Consider the following 16320-nt stretch of genomic DNA (forward strand, 5'->3'; position numbering starts at 1 on the left):
CGCGGACCGGTCAGTGCGCCGGGACGGACAACGCCCGGCTGGCCGGGACGCCCCGCACGGAGCTGGTCAGCGCCGCGTTGCGCGGCTCGGCGGCGGTGGGCGCCCACCAGGCGCGGTTCTCCCGGTACCAGTGGAAGACCTCGGACAGGCCGTCCTCGAACCGGATCTGCGGCTCGAAGCCGAGCTCCTCGGAGATCTTGCGGTAGTCCAGCGAGTAGCGCTGGTCCTGGACCTTGCGGTCCGGCACGTGCCGGACCCGTTCCCAGCCGGCGCCGGCCAGCCGCAGGATCCGCTCGGCGAGGGCGCGGTTGGTCAGCTCGACGTCGCCCCCGATGTTGTAGACCTCGCCGGCCCGGCCCTTGGCCAGGACCAGCGCGATGGCCCGGCAGTGGTCGTCCACGTGCAGCCACTCGCGCACCGCACCGCCGTCGCCGTGCAGGGTGATGTCCTGCCCGGCGAGCAGGCTGGTGACGAATCGGGGGATGACCTTCTCTACGTTCTGGTACGGCCCGTAGTTGTTGGCGCAGCGGGTGATGGAGACGTCCACGTCGTACGTGCGCCAGTAGGAGCGCACCACGTGGTCGCTCGCCGCCTTCGAGGCCGCGTACGGGGAGTTCGGTTCCAGGACGCAGCTCTCGTTCCAGGAGCCCTCGCTGATCGAGCCGTACACCTCGTCGGTGGAGACGTGCACGACGCGGCCGACCCCACTGCGCGCGCAGGCGGCCAGCAGGTGGTGTGAGCCCATCACGTTGGTCTCGAAGAACGGCGCCGGGTCGTCGATGGACCTGTCGACGTGCGACTCGGCGGCGAAGTGCACCACCGCGTCGTGCCCGGGCACCACGTCGGTGAGCAGCTGGCGGTCGCAGATGTCGCCACGGATGAACGTCAGACGGGGGTGCGCGGCCGGCAGGTTGTCCCGATCACTGGCGTAGGTCAGCTTGTCGATAACCGTCACGTCGCAGTGCTCGAAGCCGACATAGCGCCCGGCGAGCAGGCTGCGCGCGAAATGCGAACCGATGAAGCCAGCGGCGCCGGTCACCAGGATCCTCATGTGTGGCCTCCCTGCCGGCGAGAAACGTCCACCGGTGAGCTCTGCTGAGACGAATGGGGCTTTTGCCCCGTGCAAGAACCCACCTTAGGTGACGGTCATCAACACTGACAGTGATACAACGCCCTTAAGGACGAATTAACCAAGCGGCCCGCCGTCGGGCCCGATCAGCGGGGATCCACGCCCGGGGGCAGGTCGTCGCGCTCGATCGCCGACTGCACGTAGTCCAGCAGGATCCGTCGTAGCTCCCGGCCGGCGTGGGTCGGCACGACGTCGCGCCGACGGGCCACCGCGATGGTCCGCCGCACCCCCGGCGGGGCCAGGGGGGTGATCCGGACCCCGGGTCGCCGGGCCAGCACGATGCCGGGTACCAGCGCGATGCCGAGGCCTGCCTCGACGAAGCTGAGCACGGCGTCCATCTCACCGCCGTCCACCGCGAAGGTCGGCTCGAAGCCCGCCTCGCGGCACGCCTGGATGGTGGCGTCGCGCAGGTCGTAGCCCTCGCGGAACATCACCATCGGCTGGTCGCGCAGGTCCGTGATGTGCAGCTCCCCGGTCGCCGAGGCGGTGGGCACCTCCCCCACCGACGCCACCACGAGGCTCTCGCGCAGGATCGGGTCGACGCGCAGGCCCGGGTCGGCGCCCTGCGCCGGCATGATGATCAGGGCCAGGTCGAGGTCTCCGCGCAGCAGGTCGCGCACCAGGTCCTGGGAACCACCCTCCTCGACCCGCAGGTCCACCGTCGGATGTGCGTCGCGGAAGCGGCGCAGGACCGGCGGGGCGAGCGAGGTGGCCAGGCTCGGCGTGGCGCCGAGGCGGACCCGGCCCCGCCGGAGGCCGACCAGCTCCTGCACCTCCCGGGTGGCGGTCTCCACGTCGGCCAGGATCCGGGTGGCCAACGGCAGCAGCACCTCGCCGGCCGCCGTGAGGGTGATGTTGCCCCTTACCCGCTCGAACAGGGGCGCCCCGAGGTCGGTCTCCAGAGCGTGAATTTGCTTACTGAGAGAAGGCTGAGTGATGCCCACGAGGTCGGCGGCTTGGGTGAAATGTCGTACTTCGGCCACCGCGACGAAGTACCTGAGCTGATGGAGCTGCATCTACATAGCTTATGGCTATCAACGCTGCGAGTTCGATGCATTGGACGACTGATCAAAGTCCTCCTAGCGTCGGTCACGTGGTAATGACGAAAACTCGGTCGCCCATCCGCTCGAACGTCGGTCTCAAGGCCGTCATGGCGGTGACGGGCATTGTGCTGGTGCTGTTCCTGATCGCCCACATGCTCGGGAACCTGAAGGTGTTCACGGGGGAGACCTCGTTCGACCACTACGCGCACTGGCTGCGCGACATCGGCAAGCCACTGCTGCCCGGCGTCTGGTTCCTGTGGATCCTGCGTACCGTGCTCGTGGTGGCGGTCGTCGGCCACATCTGGGCCGCGACAGTGCTCGCCCTGCGGGCCCGCGCCGCCCGCCCGGTCAAGTACGCCCACCGCAAGAAGGTCCGGGGCAGCTACGCCGCGCGCACCATGCGTTGGGGTGGCGTGATCATCCTGCTGTTCGTGATCTACCACCTCCTGGACCTGACCACAGGCACGCTCAACCCGGTCGGCGACCCCAGCAACCCGTACGGCAACGTCGTCGCCGACTTCGCGCCGGAACGCTGGTACGTCACGCTCTTCTACACCCTGGCGATCGTCACGCTCGGCTTCCACCTGCGCCACGGCGCGTTCAGCGCGTTCCGCAGCCTCGGCCAGCAGACGCCACGCGGCGAGCGGCGGGCGCGCAACGCCGCGCTCGTCTTCGCCGTGGCCCTCTGCGCCGGATACCTGGTGGTCCCGTTCGCCGTTCTCACCGGATTGGTGTCCTGACATGGAACTCTTCACCGAGGGCGACCCGATCGCCGACACGAAGGCTCCCACCGGCCCGATCGAGAAGCGCTGGGAGACCCGACGCTTCGAGGCCAAGCTCGTCAACCCCGCCAACCGCCGCAAGATGACTGTCATCGTGGTGGGCACCGGCCTGGCCGGCGGCTCCGCCGCGGCCACCCTGGCCGAGCAGGGCTACCACGTGAAGTCCTACTGCTACCAGGACAGCCCGCGCCGCGCGCACTCCATCGCGGCGCAGGGCGGCATCAACGCCGCCAAGAACTACCGCAACGACGGCGACTCGGTGCACCGCCTGTTCTACGACACCGTCAAGGGCGGCGACTTCCGGTCCCGCGAGTCGAACGTGCACCGCCTGGCCGAGGTGTCGGTGAACATCATCGACCAGTGCGTCGCGCAGGGCGTGCCGTTCGCCCGCGAGTACGGCGGCCTGCTGGACACCCGCTCGTTCGGCGGCGCCCAGGTGCAGCGCACCTTCTACGCCCGGGGCCAGACGGGCCAGCAGCTGCTGCTCGGCGCGTACCAGGCCCTGGAGCGGCAGATCGGCCTCGGCAACGTGGAGATGAACGCGCGGCACGAGATGCTGGAACTGGTCATCGTCGACGGCAAGGCCCGCGGCATCGTCGTGCGGGACCTGGTCACCGGCGAGATCAGCACCGAGATGGCCGACGCCGTCGTGCTCGCCTCCGGCGGCTACGGCAACGTCTTCTACCTCTCCACGAACGCCAAGGGCTGCAACGTCACCGCCACCTGGCGGGCGCACCGCAAGGGCGCGTACTTCGCCAACCCCTGCTACACGCAGATCCACCCGACCTGCATCCCGGTCTCCGGCGACCACCAGTCGAAGCTGACCCTGATGAGCGAGTCGCTGCGCAACGACGGCCGGGTCTGGGTGCCGAAGAACAAGGGCGACGACCGCAACCCCCGGGACATCCCGGAGGACGAGCGGGACTACTACCTGGAGCGGATCTACCCGTCCTTCGGCAACCTGGTCCCCCGAGACATCGCCTCCCGCGCCGCGAAGAACGTCTGCGACGAGGGCCGGGGCGTCGGGCCGACCAAGCTCGGCGTCTACCTCGACTTCGCCGACGCGATCGACCGCCTCGGCCGCAAGGCCATCGAGGCCAAGTACGGCAACCTCTTCGAGATGTACGAGCGGATCACCGGCGAGGACCCGTACGAGGTGCCGATGCGGATCTACCCCGCCGTGCACTACACGATGGGCGGCCTCTGGGTCGACTACGACCTCCAGTCGAGCATCCCCGGCCTGTTCGTGATCGGCGAGGCGAACTTCTCCGACCACGGCGCGAACCGGCTCGGCGCCTCGGCGCTGATGCAGGGCCTCGCCGACGGGTACTTCGTGCTGCCCACCACCATCGCCAACTACCTGGCGTCGGGCCCCCTCGAGAAGGTCGACGCCAGCCACCCGGCGGCCGTCGAGGCGCGTACCGACGTCGAGGACCGGATCCAGCGGCTGCTGGCGGTCGACGGCGACCGGACCGTGGACTCGTTCCACCGGGAGCTGGGGCAGATCATGTGGGAGCACTGCGGCATGGAGCGCAGTGAGGCCGGCCTGCGTAAGGCGATCGGCGAGATCCGCGACCTGCGCGAGCAGTTCTGGCAGCGGGTCAAGGTGTCCGGCACCGGCGAGGAGCTCAACCAGTCGCTGGAGAAGGCCGGCCGGGTGGCCGACTTCTTCGAGCTGGCCGAGCTGATGTGCATCGACGCCCTGCACCGCGAGGAGTCCTGCGGCGGCCACTTCCGGGCCGAGCACCAGACGCCCGACGGTGAGGCGCAGCGTGACGACGACCGGTTCGCGTACGTGGCGGCCTGGGAGTTCACCGCCACCGGCGAGCCGTCGGTGCTGCACAAGGAAGACCTCAAGTTCGAATACGTCCACCCCACGCAGCGGAGCTACAAGTGAACCTGACCCTGCGCATCTGGCGCCAGAAGGGCCCTGAGGACAAGGGTCGGATGGTGACCTACCCGGTCGACGACGTGTCCCCGGACATGTCGTTCCTGGAGATGCTCGACGTGCTCAACGAGCGGCTCATCCTCGACGGCGAGGACCCGGTCGCGTTCGACCACGACTGCCGCGAGGGCATCTGCGGCATGTGCGGCCTGATGATCAACGGGGACGCGCACGGGCCGCAGCGCGGCACCACCGCGTGCCAGCTGCACATGCGGCAGTTCAAGGACGGCGACACGATCGACATCGAGCCGTGGCGGGCCAGCGCCTTCCCGGTCATCAAGGACCTGGTGGTCAACCGGGGCGCCTTCGACAAGATCATCGCCGCGGGTGGCTACGTCACCGCGCCGACCGGCAGCGCGCCCGAGGCGCACTCCACCCCGGTGGCCAAGGCCAACGCCGACGCCGCCTTCGAGTCTGCGGCCTGCATCGGCTGCGGCGCCTGCGTCGCGGCCTGCCCGAACGGCTCCGGCATGCTCTTCACCGCCGCCAAGCTCACCCAGCTCTCGCTGCTGCCGCAGGGCCAACCGGAGCGCTACACCCGGGTGATCGGCATGGTCGACGCGCACGACGAGGCCGGCTTCGGCGGCTGCACCAACGCCGGCGAGTGCACTGTGGTCTGCCCCAAGGGCATCCCGCTGAACACCATCGGCCGGCTCAACCGCGACTACCTCGCGGCCACCACCAAGGGCGCCGGCAACACCCCCGGTTCCTGATTCCCGCGCGCCTCGACCGCCGCACCCCACGCTCGGGGTGCGGCGGTCTCGCGTCTGGTCCCGATGCTTCGGCGGGCGCGGTTTCGCGTCTGGTCCCGATGCTCCGGCGGGCGCGGTTTCGCGTCTGGTCCCGATGCTCCGGCGGGCGCGGTTTCGCGTCTGGTTGCCGTGCGGGGCTGGGGCGACCGTCCCCGGCTCCGGGCGGTCAGGCTTGATCCCTCCGCCGGGGACGGTCGGCCCAGCCCTGACCTGGTCATCGTTCGTCCGTCTGTCGCGGTCCCGCCCGTCGTGGCCCTGACCCGTCACGGCCCCGCCCGTCACAGTCCCGCCCGTCACGGCCCTGACCCGTCACGGCCCACCCGTCACGGCCCTGACCTGTCACGGTCCCGCCCGTTGCGGTCCTGCTGAGGTACGCCGGTAGCTGCCTACCGCCAATACGTCGGCCAATCCCGATTTCGTCCGGGTCCGGCCGGGCTGGACCACATGATCGACTCCAGGTCACCGATGTTGCGGTATCCGGTCGTTCGGATACCGCCAGGTCGCCGAGATGGAGTTGATCACGGCCACCACCCTCTGCGACGCACCGGGCGAAAGGGTGATAAGGCGTGGAACCTGCCGCCGAGCTGTCGGTGGGCGGGCCGCGCCGGCCTGATCCACTCGGGTTCCATCAGGTCGGGCTGTCCCCATGGCTCGGATACCGCAGCTTCAATGAAGACGAGTCGATCAGGGCCCGCCATCGTCCGGCCGATGCCTCCGTCGACAAGCAACGCGTCGGCAGCGCACGATCAAGAGCGCACCGGCAAGAAGTGCACGGGCGCGAGCGCAGGGGTGGAGCGCGTGGGGGCGTACGGGCAGGGCCACCCCACGGGCTGGGGGCGACCGTTTCCGGCGTAGGGATCAAGCCTGACCGCCCGGAGCCGGGGACGGTCGCCCCCAGCCCCAACCCCCGATTACGCGGCCGGTTCAAGTCTCCTCACCCGGGTAGCAGTCAGGCAACCGACGGAGGAGACCGGACATGAAGGCACTGACCTGGCAGGGCAAGCGGGACGTACGGGTCGAGGAGGTGCCGGACCCCCGGATCGAGGAACCGACAGACGCGATCGTGAAGATCACCTCGACGGCGATCTGCGGCTCGGACCTGCACCTGTACGAGGTCCTGGGGCCGTACCTGAAGCCCGGAGACATCCTGGGCCACGAGCCGATGGGCATCGTCGAGGAGGTCGGGTCGGGAGTGACCCGGCTCAAGCCCGGCGACCGGGTGGTGATTCCGTTCAACATCTCCTGCGGCAGCTGCTGGATGTGCGAGCGCCAGCTCTACGCCCAGTGCGAGACAACCCAGGTCACCGGCGAGGGTAAGGGCGCGGCGCTGTTCGGGTACACCTCGCTCTACGGCTCGGTGCCCGGCGGCCAGGCCGAGTACCTGCGCGTCCCGCACGCCCAGTTCGGACCGATCAAGATCCCGCAGACCGGGGCCGACGAGCGCTACCTCTACCTCTCGGACATCCTGCCGACCGCCTGGCAGGCCGTGAAGTACGCGGACACCCCGCCCGGCGGCACCCTTGCCGTGTTCGGGCTCGGCCCGGTGGGGCAGTTCTGCGCCCGCATCGGCCGGCACCTCGGCGCCGGCCGGGTCATCGGGCTGGACCTGGTGCCCGAGCGGCTGGAGCTGGCCCGCCGGCACGGCATCGAGGTGCTCGACGTCAGCGAGCTGACCGACGTGCCGGGCACGCTCATCGACCTGGTGGACGGGCGCGGCCCGGACGCGGTGATCGACGCCGTCGGCATGGAGGCGCACGGCTCTCCGGCGGGCAAGCTGGCCCAGACCGCCGCCGGGCTGCTGCCGAACAAGCTGGCCCAGACGATGACCGACAAGGCCGGCGTGGACCGGCTGTCCGTCCTGCACGCCGCGCTCAAGGGAGTCCGGCGCGGGGGCACCGTGTCGCTCTCCGGTGTCTACGGCGGTGAGGCCGACCCGATGCCGATGATGGAGATGTTCGACAGGGGCATCCAGCTGCGGATGGGTCAGTGCCACGTCCGCCGGTGGACCGACGAGATCCTGCCGCTGCTCTCCGGCGACGACGACCCGCTCGGCGTCGAGGACCTGCGCACCCACCGGCTGCCGCTGAGCGAGGCGCCCCGGGCGTACGAGATGTTCCAGAAGAAGGAGGACGGCTGCATCAAGGTGGTCCTGAACCCGTGAGTCGGGTGGTGGTGGTCGCCGGTGCGACGAGTGGGGTCGGGCGGGCGACGGCCCGGGCGTTCGCCGAGCGCGGCGACCGCCTGGTCCTCGCCGCCCGCGCCCCACAGACCCTCGCCGAGGTACGCGCGGAGTGCGCCGACGCCGACGTGTTGACCGTGCCCACCGACGTCACCGAGCCGGGCGCGTTGGAGGCGCTCGCCGACGCGGCGATCGGGCGGTTCGGTCGCATCGACGCGTGGGTGCACACCGCCGCAGTGATGGCGTACGGCCGCTTCGACGAGCTGCCCGAGCGGATCTTCGAGCAGGTGGTGCGCACCGACCTGCTGGCCGCGGCCGGTGCGGCGCGGGTGGCGCTGCGGCACTTCCGGGCCACCGGCGCCGGAACGCTGATCCTCACCGGTTCGGTGCTCGGGCACATCACCGCCCCGTACATGAGCGCGTACGTGGCCAGCAAGTGGGGTCTGCAGGGGCTGGCCCGGACGGTGCAGCAGGAGTTGCGCGACACCCCGCGGATCCGGCTCTGCCTGGTCAACCCGGGAAGTGTGGACACCCCGGTGTACCAGCAGGCGGCCAACTACCTGGGCCGGATCGGCAGGCCCCCGCCGCCGGTCGCCGGCCCGCAGCGGGTGGCCCGGGCCATCGTCGACTGCGTGGACCGGCCGCGCCGGGAGGTGTCGGTGGGGCGGCTGAACGTGGTGATGCGCGCCGGCTTCACACTGGTCCCGGGTGTCTACGACGTCCTGGTCGGACCGCTGATGAGGCTGGCCGGCCTGAGCGGACGGGCGATCGCCGCGCACGACGGCTCGGTCTTCACCCCGAACCCGGCGGGCGAAGCCGTACGCGGCGGTCACGTTCCCGACCTGCGGCAACTCGCGAGGCAGCTGTCCGGGCCGGCGTGGACCGTCGGCACCGCACTGCGCCGCCGGCTCGGCTGAGCTGTCCCGGGGGCATCATGTATCGATCAACTCGCCTAGGGTGGTGGGCCGGCAGGCGCTCCGGCGCCCCACGACGGGAGAGAAGATTGACTATCCGGCTGAACCGCAGGACAGCACTCGGACTCGGGACGGTGGCCACCGCCGGCACGGCGCTCGGCGCCGCCACACCTGCGAGCGCCGCCGATACCGAGGCCGCGCCGACCACCCCCGCCCGGGCCGCCCGTCGGGTCGCCACAGTCTTCGCCCGGCACAGCACCGAGGCCGGTGGCAACTGGCAGGCGTACGTCAGCGTTGCCGACCCGGCCGGCGCGCCGGTCGTCGCGGTGGCCGCCGACGCGGACCGGCGGATCGAGGCGTACAGCGTCAACAAGATCGCGGTCGCCACGGCGGTGCTGGACAAGGTCGACAGAGGGCTGCTCACGCTGGACCAGCGGGTCGACGTCACCGCCGCGATCGTCGTGCCGGGTGGTGACGGCATCTTCAGCCTGGACGGCGCGTACCCGAGCAGCGTGACCCTCGGGCACGTGCTGGCCAACCTGCTGACCGTCTCCGACGACACGGCGGTGCGGCTGTGCGGGCTGGTCGCCCCGGCCGCCGAGATCAACACGATCCTGGTCGGCAAGGGTTTCCCGAACACCCAGGTCGAGCCGGTGGCCAACCCCAACCGGTTCTTCCTCGGCACCAGCACTCCCCGAGAGACGCACGACCTGCTGCGGGCCCTGGTCGGCGGCACGCTGCTCTCCCCCACCTCGACGGCGTACCTGCTCGGGCTGCTGCGCTCCCCGGTGGCGTTCACCGACGGCATCAGGCGCACCATGTCCTCCGACGAGCGGGCCCGCATCGCCACCAAGGCCGGCTGGTTCGCCGACGCCCGCCACGAGGCCGGTGTGATCTTCGACCGATCCGGCGCGGCGGTGCTCACGTACGCGCTCTTCGCCGACGGGCAGGCCGACCCGGACAACTTCGGCGCCACCCACCCGGCGGTGCAGGCCCGGGCCGCCATGGGTCCGAAGTTCCTGACGGCGGTGGACCGGATCGCCGGCACCGGCGCCGCGTACCGGACCGCCACCCGGCGCCCCAGCAACGGCGGCTGAGCCCGGCCCCGGGTCGGTCGCCGCCGCCGGCGGCCGACCCGCACGGGAGGCCGTCCCGGCACGCCGGCCCGGGGTGACTACCGTGTAGGGCGGACACCTCGGAGGGACGGCGATGGCATCAACACGGAGCACTGACGTCGAACGGTCGCTCGGGCGACGGATGCGGGGCGCGGCCGGACTCGCCGCGCTGGCCGGCCTGGCCTGGGTGGCCCGGGACGTACCGGCGGCGCTCGGCGGCCGGCTCGCCGGCGCCCGCGCCGAACGGGCGGCCCGCTCGCCGCAGTTCCGCGACGGCACCTTCCACAACCGGGCCGGCACCCGCACGATGGTCGCCGACCCCGGTCGCAACCTGGTCCGCGAGCTGATCTTCGGTAAGCAGAAGCGGCGTCCCACCGCGCCCGTGCCACTGCTTCGCCCGAGCGAGTCGCCCGCCGCCGACACCGCCGACGAGCTGAACATCGTCTGGTACGGCCACGCCTCGGCGCTCATCGAGATCGAGGGCCGGCGGGTCCTGCTCGACCCGGTGTGGAGCGACAGGTGCTCGCCGTCCGCCCTGGTCGGCCCCCGCCGGCTGCACGAGCCACCGGTACGCCTGGACGAGCTGCCCCCGCTGGACGCCATCCTGATCTCCCACGACCACTACGACCACCTGGACATGGCCACCGTGCGGGCGCTGCTTGCCGGTCAGTCCGCGCCGTTCCTGGTGCCGCTCGGCGTGGGCGCGCACCTGGACCGGTGGGGCGTGCCCGCCGACCGGATCATCGAGCTGGACTGGTCCGAGTCGCACCAGGTCGCCGGCCTGGAGATCACCGCCACCGCCGCCCAGCACTTCTCCGGCCGAGGGCTGCGCCGCGACGGCACGCTGTGGAGTTCGTGGGTGGTGGCCGGGGCACGCCGCAGGGTCTTCTACACCGGCGACTCCGGCTACTTCGACGGGTACGCGGCGATCGGCGCCGAGCACGGGCCGTTCGACGTGACGCTCATGCAGATCGGCGCGTACGACAGGGCCTGGCCGACCATCCACATGTTCCCCGAGGAGGCGGTGAACGCCCACCTCGACCTGCGCGGCGGGCTGTTCATCCCGGTGCACTGGGCGACGTTCAACCTGGCCCTGCACGACTGGTCCGAGCCGGTGAACAGGCTGTGGGCCGAGGCGAAGGCCCGCGACGTGCGGCTGGCGGTGCCGCGCCCCGGCGAGCGAGTGGTGGTCGACGAGCCGCCCGCCGTCGACGGCTGGTGGCAGTCGATCGCCTAGTGAAAGGAAGGGTCCCTTATTAACGCCTCGCGTTAATAAGGGACCCTTCCTTTCACTTCAGAGCACGAACGCGTCGGTCCAGAGCGCGCCGGAGCGGCCGGAGAGCGCGTCCAGCATGGCGACGGCCTGACCGTCGGTGAGCTGCGCGACGAAGTCCACGATGGCCCGACCCCGGGCCCGCCCGATCCGGTCCGGCGTACGCGGGTGCAGCTCCGCCTCGGCCAGCTCCACCAGGTCGTGCAGCCGGCGGGGCAGCCGGGACTCCTCCTCCGGGTCGAGCAGCCACTCCCACAGCGCCTCCACCAGGGTGCCCAGCAGCCGGGCCTGACCCCGCTGGTGCAGGGCCAGGTCGGGGCGCGCCAGCACGAACCGGTGGTGGACGAACTTGAGCACCTGCACCTCGTGCCACTGCGCGCAGCCGAGCAGCACGTACCCGGAGCGCACCGACGGCTGGTCGGTCACGGTGATCGCCTCGACGAAGCGGGTGGACCAGCGGGCGGAGAACCGGGCCACGTACTGCTCGGCCTCGATCGAACCGTCGAACGGCATCGCCAGCAGCCCGTCGACCAGTTCCTCGCGGACGTGCTCGACGGCTGCGGCGAACGCGTCGTCGTCGGCGATCCAGGCGTCCTTGCGATGCAGCTGCCGGCGGAGCCGCTCGATCGCCGCGCCGGGTCGCCGGGCCGCGATGGCCAGCGCCCCGTCGGTGATCGCCCGGAGCTGCCCGCTCTCGCGCTGCCAGGCCATCAGCTCCGCCGACACCGACCCCTGCTGGAGCACACCGACGCGGTAGAAGTCCTCCACGTCGTGGATGGCGTACGCGATGTCGTCGGCGGTGTCCATCACCGACGCCTCGACTGTCTGCTGCCAGTCCGGGATGCGGCCGGCGAACGGCTCCCGCGCCTGCCGCAGGTCGTCCAGTTCGGTCCGGTACGCGCCGAACTTCAGCGAGCCGCTCTCCGGGTCGTCCGGCGGCGGGGTCGCGCCCCGGGGCGGTGGGTCCAGCAGGCGCGGGTGCGGGTCGGGGTAGTCCAGCCGCGTCCACGGGTACTTCAGCATCGCCGCGCGGACCGCGGCGGTCAGGTCCAGCCCGGTGGTGGCCGCGCCCCGGATCTCGGTGCTGGTGACGATCCGGTACGACTGGGCGTTGCCCTCGAAGCCGTCGGGGAGGCCGAGGCGTTGGCGGGCCAGCCGGTCCAGCACCCGCTCCCCCAGATGCCCGAACGGCGGGTGGCCGAGGTCGTGGGCGAGCGCGGCGGCCTCCACCACGTCCGGGTCGCAGCCGCCGAGCTTGTCCAGCAGGTCACGCCACCGCTCGTCGGCCGTGAGCCGTTCCGCGATCGACCGGGCCACCTGGGCGACCTTCAGGCTGTGGGTGAGCCGGTTGTGCACCAGCAGGCCGGAGCCGACCGGGCTGATGACCTGGGTGACGCCGCCGAGGCGGGCGAAGAACGGCGAGCCGACGATCCGGTCCCGGTCGGCGCGGAACGGGTTCGCCGCGAGGTCGCCGAGGGCCCGGGCGCTGCCGCCGAAGAGCCGCCGGGCGCGCGGCTCCGCAGGTGTTTCCATGATCGCCACGCTAGCGCAGGCCCGACCCCGGCCGCCGACGGTCACCCGGCCGGGCGCGGCGACAGCGGTCGGGACCGACCGGCACAATGCAGGGCGGTACCCGCTCTGTGAAGGCGGATCGAGTCGAAGGCGGATCGAGATCGTGACCCAGTCTGTTCATCAGCGGATCGCCGACGAGCTTGGCGTGGCCGAGCGTCAGGTGCGGGCGGCAGTGGAGCTGCTCGACGGCGGCGCCACCGTGCCGTTCATCGCCCGCTACCGCAAGGAGGCCACCGGCCTGCTCGACGACACCCAGCTGCGCACGCTTGAGGAGCGGCTGCGCTACCTGCGGGAGCTGGACGAGCGGCGGGCAGCGGTCCTGGAGTCGATCCGCGGTCAGGGCAAGCTCGACGAGGCCCTGGAAGCGCAGATCATGGCGGCGGACTCGAAGTCCCGGCTGGAGGACATCTACCTGCCGTACAAGCCGAAGCGGCGGACCCGGGCGCAGATCGCCCGCGAGGCCGGGCTGGCGCCGCTGGCCGAGTCGCTGCTTGCCGATCCGACGCAGGACCCGAGAGCCACGGCCGCCGGGTTCGTCGACGCGGAGAAGGGCGTCGCCGACGCCGCCGCCGCGCTGGAGGGCGCCCGCGCGATCCTCATCGAGACCTTCGCCGAGGACGCCGACCTGATCGGCACGCTGCGCGAGCAGATGTGGTCGCGGGGCCGGCTGGTGTCCCGGGTACGCGAGGGTCAGGAGACGGCCGGCGCCAAGTTCGCCGACTACTTCGACTTCTCCGAGCCGTACCCGAAGCTGCCCTCGCACCGGATCCTGGCGATGTTCCGGGGCGAGAAGGAGGGCGTGCTCGACCTGACCATGGAACCGGAGGAGGCCGGCGAGGCGGATGCCGCGCCGACCGGTCCGAGCCGGTACGAGGCGGCGATCGCCGGCCGGTTCGGGGTGTCCGACGCGGGTCGCCCGGCCGACAGGTGGCTGGCCGACACGGTCCGCTGGGCCTGGCGTACGCGGATCCTCATCCACCTCGGCGCGGACCTGCGGCTGCGGCTGTGGCAGGCGGCCGAGGAGGAGGCGGTCCGGGTCTTCGCCACCAACCTGCGTGACCTGCTGCTCGCCGCACCGGCCGGCAGCCGGCCCACGATGGGTCTGGACCCGGGTCTGCGGACGGGCGTGAAGGTGGCGGTGGTGGACGCCACAGGCAAGGTGCTCGCCACCGACACGATCTACCCGCACGAGCCGCGCCGGCAGTGGGACGCCTCGGTGGAGACCCTCGCCCGGCTGGCCGGCGCGCACGGTGTGGAGCTGATCGCGATCGGCAACGGCACCGCCTCGCGGGAGACCGACAAGCTGGCCGCTGACCTGATCAAGCGGCATCCGCAGCTCAACCTGACCAAGGTGATGGTCTCCGAGGCCGGTGCGTCGGTCTACTCCGCCTCCGCGTACGCCTCGCAGGAGCTGCCCGGAATGGACGTGTCGCTGCGCGGCGCGGTCTCCATCGCCCGACGGCTCCAGGACCCTCTCGCCGAACTGGTCAAGATCGACCCGCGGTCGATCGGGGTCGGGCAGTACCAGCACGACCTGTCCGAGGTGAAGTTGTCCCGGTCGCTGGACGCGGTCGTGGAGGACTGCGTGAACGCGGTGGGGGTGGACGTCAACACCGCCTCCGCGCCGCTGCTGACCCGGGTCTCCGGGATCGGCGCCGGCCTGGCGGAGAACATCGTGCTGCACCGGGACGCCAACGGGCCGTTCCGCTCGCGTACGGACCTGAAGAAGGTGGCCCGGCTCGGGCCTAAGGCGTTCGAACAGTGCGCCGGCTTCCTGCGCATCCCCGATGGTGACGACCCGCTGGACTCGTCGAGCGTGCACCCCGAGGCGTACCCGGTGGTGCGTCGCATCCTCGCCAGCACCGGTCAGGACCTGCGCTCGGTGATCGGCAGGAGCGCGATCCTGCGTGGGCTGCGGGCGACCGACTTCGTCGACGACCGGTTCGGCCTGCCCACCGTCACGGACATCCTCGCCGAGCTGGAGAAGCCGGGCCGCGACCCGCGACCGGAGTTCCGCACCGCCACCTTCGTCGAGGGGGTGGAGAAGATCGGTGACCTGACGCCCGGGATGGTGTTGGAGGGCGTGGTCACCAACGTGGCGGCGTTCGGGGCGTTCGTGGACGTCGGTGTGCACCAGGACGGCCTCGTGCACGTGTCGGCGATGTCCCGGACCTTCGTGAAGGACCCCCGCGAGGTGGTGAAGTCCGGCGACGTGGTGAAGGTCCGGGTGCTCGACGTGGACGTACCCCGCAAGCGGATCTCGCTGACCCTGCGCCTGGAGGACGAGCCCGCCGCCACCGGTGGTGGTGGTGGTGCGCGGACCGGGCAGGAGGGGCGCGGCCCCGCGCAGCGCGGCCCGCAGGGCGGTCGCGGCGGACAGCCCGGCCGTAGCGGACAGCCCGGGCGCGGCGGACAGAGTGGACGCGACGGGCAGGGCGGACGCGACGGGCAGGGCGGCGGACGCGGTGGGCAGGGCGGCGGACGCGGTGGGCAGGGCGGACGCGACGGGCAGGGCGGCGGACGCGGTGGGCACGGCGGGCAGCAGCGGCAGGGCGCGCCGGCGCCGGCCAACGACGCGATGGCGGAGGCGCTGCGCCGCGCCGGACTGGCCTGAGCGCACCCACCAGGCAGTGGCCGGCAGGCGCCGTGGCCGGCGGTGGCCGGCGGGAAACCTGCTCGCGCGGCGGTGGGGGTCGGGGTGATGATCTCGCGGTGAGGATGCACCCCGACCAGGTGGACGTGACCGTGGAGGTGGTCGCCGCCTTGGTGGCCGAGCAGTTTCCGCACTGGCGGGGTCTGCCGGTGCGCCCGCTCTCCTCGGCCGGCACGGTGAACGCCCTGTTCCGGATCGGCCCGGACGTCGTACTGCGCTTTCCACTGCGGCCCTCCACCGGCGGGGAGCTGCGCGACGAGCTGCTGCGCGAGCAGGAGCACGCCCGGCTGTTCGCCGCGCACCTGCCGGTGGCGGTGCCCGAACCCCTCGGCCTCGGTGAGCCGGGCGAGGGGTACGCCGGGTGGTGGACGGCGTACCGGTTCATCCCCGGTGAGACGGCCGGGCCCGACCGGATCGGCGACCCTGACGTGTTCGCCCGCGACCTGGCCGGCGTGGTGGTCGCCCTGCGCGGCATCGACACCGGCGGGCGGTCCTGGTCGGGGTCCGGTCGGGGTGGGTCGCTTGCCGACCAGGATGCCGATGTGCGGGCCGCCCTCGCCGTCAGCGGCGCGCTCACCGACACCGCCGCCCTCGCCGAGGTGTGGGCCCGGTGCCGCGACGCGCGCCGGGAGGACCCCGTCGACATGTGGATCCACGCCGACCTGATGCCTGGCAACCTGCTGGTCCGCGACGGTCGGCTGGCCGCGGTCATCGACCTGGGCGCGGTAGGTGTGGGCGATCCGGCGGTGGACCTGATGCCCGCGTGGAACCTGTTCGACGCGGGGGCGCGCGAGACGTACCGGCGGGCGTTGGGCGTGGACGACGCGACGTGGGAGCGGGGGCGCGGCTGGGCGCTGGGGCAGGCGATCAACGCGCTGCCGTACTACGTCGAGACCAACCCGGTGATGGCCGACATCGCCCGGCACACCCTGGGGGCCGTCCTCGGCTGAGCCCGGGTCGCGT

At 71.8% G+C, this 16320-nt stretch carries 12 protein-coding genes; 9 read left to right on the forward strand and 3 right to left on the reverse strand.

Translation table 11 applies throughout. The annotated features are described in order from the left end of the window. Positions 1–10 precede the first annotated feature (10 nt). Positions 11–1051 carry a dTDP-glucose 4,6-dehydratase gene (rfbB, locus tag AB0N27_RS19980; RefSeq protein ID WP_364371615.1) on the reverse strand — a complete coding sequence of 347 codons (1041 nt, stop codon included), beginning with the start codon at positions 1049–1051 and terminating at the stop codon, positions 11–13. A gap of 164 nt (positions 1052–1215) precedes the next feature. Continuing rightward, positions 1216–2145, reverse strand: a complete 930-nt coding sequence (locus tag AB0N27_RS19985; protein ID WP_357985482.1) for a LysR family transcriptional regulator — start codon at positions 2143–2145, stop codon at positions 1216–1218. An 83-nt stretch (positions 2146–2228) separates the two neighbouring features. Between AB0N27_RS19985 and AB0N27_RS19990 the strand changes: the two genes are divergently transcribed. The 7 genes from AB0N27_RS19990 to AB0N27_RS20020 all read left to right on the forward strand — a co-directional run bounded on the left by AB0N27_RS19990 (position 2229) and on the right by AB0N27_RS20020 (position 11096). Further along, positions 2229–2912, forward strand: a complete 684-nt coding sequence (locus tag AB0N27_RS19990; protein WP_364371619.1) for a succinate dehydrogenase cytochrome b subunit — start codon at positions 2229–2231, stop codon at positions 2910–2912. Position 2913: 1 nt separating this feature from the next. Further along, entirely contained in the window at positions 2914–4851 is a 1938-nt protein-coding gene (locus AB0N27_RS19995) for a fumarate reductase/succinate dehydrogenase flavoprotein subunit (RefSeq protein ID WP_364371622.1), read from the forward strand. Beyond that, the gene (locus AB0N27_RS20000) at positions 4848–5612 is read left to right on the forward strand and encodes a succinate dehydrogenase/fumarate reductase iron-sulfur subunit (RefSeq protein WP_364371625.1); all 765 of its coding nucleotides are present in this window, start codon (positions 4848–4850) and stop codon (positions 5610–5612) included. Before AB0N27_RS19995 ends, AB0N27_RS20000 begins: the two co-directional genes overlap by 4 nt. A gap of 1015 nt (positions 5613–6627) precedes the next feature. Then, on the forward strand, positions 6628–7812 hold the full coding sequence (locus AB0N27_RS20005) for a zinc-dependent alcohol dehydrogenase (RefSeq protein WP_364371628.1): 1185 nt from the start codon (positions 6628–6630) through the stop codon (positions 7810–7812). Then, positions 7809–8747, forward strand: a complete 939-nt coding sequence (locus tag AB0N27_RS20010; RefSeq protein WP_364371630.1) for an SDR family NAD(P)-dependent oxidoreductase — start codon at positions 7809–7811, stop codon at positions 8745–8747. Before AB0N27_RS20005 ends, AB0N27_RS20010 begins: the two co-directional genes overlap by 4 nt. A 131-nt stretch (positions 8748–8878) precedes the next feature. Continuing rightward, positions 8879–9841: a serine hydrolase gene (locus AB0N27_RS20015; RefSeq protein WP_364371633.1), complete on the forward strand. Its 963-nt coding sequence runs from the start codon at positions 8879–8881 to the stop codon at positions 9839–9841. A 112-nt stretch (positions 9842–9953) separates the two neighbouring features. Beyond that, complete coding sequence (locus AB0N27_RS20020) at positions 9954–11096, forward strand: MBL fold metallo-hydrolase (protein WP_364371636.1); 1143 nt, start codon at positions 9954–9956, stop codon at positions 11094–11096. A gap of 57 nt (positions 11097–11153) precedes the next feature. On the opposite strand, the gene dgt is transcribed toward AB0N27_RS20020, so the two are convergent. Further along, positions 11154–12665: a dGTP triphosphohydrolase gene (gene dgt / locus AB0N27_RS20025; protein ID WP_364371639.1), complete on the reverse strand. Its 1512-nt coding sequence runs from the start codon at positions 12663–12665 to the stop codon at positions 11154–11156. A 142-nt stretch (positions 12666–12807) separates the two neighbouring features. On the opposite strand from dgt, the gene AB0N27_RS20030 reads away from it, so the two are divergent. Further along, positions 12808–15318 carry a Tex family protein gene (locus AB0N27_RS20030; RefSeq protein WP_364371642.1) on the forward strand — a complete coding sequence of 837 codons (2511 nt, stop codon included), beginning with the start codon at positions 12808–12810 and terminating at the stop codon, positions 15316–15318. A 104-nt stretch (positions 15319–15422) separates the two neighbouring features. Then, a complete protein-coding gene (locus tag AB0N27_RS20035) occupies positions 15423–16307 on the forward strand; it encodes an aminoglycoside phosphotransferase family protein (RefSeq protein ID WP_364372137.1) in 885 nt (294 codons plus the stop codon). Positions 16308–16320: the final 13 nt, after the last annotated feature.

Source organism: Micromonospora sp. NPDC093244 (assembly GCF_040683695.1).
Lineage (GTDB): Bacteria > Actinomycetota > Actinomycetes > Mycobacteriales > Micromonosporaceae > Micromonospora.

Excerpts from the sequence above, each read along its gene's own strand:
- AB0N27_RS20005 (WP_364371628.1), top strand. The coding sequence starts at position 6,628 with ATGAAGGCACTGACCTGGCAGGGCAAGCGGGACGTACGGGTCGAGGAG.
- rfbB (WP_364371615.1), bottom strand. The coding sequence starts at position 1,051 with ATGAGGATCCTGGTGACCGGCGCCGCTGGCTTCATCGGTTCGCATTTC.
- AB0N27_RS20020 (WP_364371636.1), top strand. The coding sequence starts at position 9,954 with ATGGCATCAACACGGAGCACTGACGTCGAACGGTCGCTCGGGCGACGG.
- AB0N27_RS19990 (WP_364371619.1), top strand. The coding sequence starts at position 2,229 with ATGACGAAAACTCGGTCGCCCATCCGCTCGAACGTCGGTCTCAAGGCC.
- AB0N27_RS19995 (WP_364371622.1), top strand. The coding sequence starts at position 2,914 with ATGGAACTCTTCACCGAGGGCGACCCGATCGCCGACACGAAGGCTCCC.
- AB0N27_RS19985 (WP_357985482.1), bottom strand. The coding sequence starts at position 2,145 with ATGCAGCTCCATCAGCTCAGGTACTTCGTCGCGGTGGCCGAAGTACGA.
- AB0N27_RS20035 (WP_364372137.1), top strand. The coding sequence starts at position 15,423 with ATGCACCCCGACCAGGTGGACGTGACCGTGGAGGTGGTCGCCGCCTTG.
- dgt (WP_364371639.1), bottom strand. The coding sequence starts at position 12,665 with ATGGAAACACCTGCGGAGCCGCGCGCCCGGCGGCTCTTCGGCGGCAGC.